The 254-nt window shown below is 39.4% G+C and carries 1 pseudogene; it reads left to right on the forward strand.

The annotated features are described in order from the left end of the window. Positions 1–254: pseudogene (locus tag AAEY57_RS20500) on the forward strand (chromate efflux transporter); the annotation flags it as partial.

Genomic DNA, 254 nt, shown 5'->3' on the forward strand with positions numbered 1-254 from the left:
TGCTGCGCTTAAGTTACTTGCGATAATGAGTACACTTGCCTTGGTGTTATTTCCAATGATGGGAACTCAAATAGCGATTTTAATCACTGCAGCAACAGTAGGTGCTATATGGCCTTTATTAAAACTTGGCACAGTAGCAGACGATGTTAGCAGTAAAAACAGTAATATTAATTGGATTGCACTGGGGTTATTTGCGCTCTTACTTGGGGTTAGCTTTATTCCACTAGAACATGAGTTTGCTTTGTTTACCCCTT

The sequence above is a fragment of the Pseudoalteromonas sp. MER144-MNA-CIBAN-0113 genome (assembly GCF_040308965.1).
Taxonomy (GTDB): domain Bacteria; phylum Pseudomonadota; class Gammaproteobacteria; order Enterobacterales; family Alteromonadaceae; genus Pseudoalteromonas; species Pseudoalteromonas tetraodonis.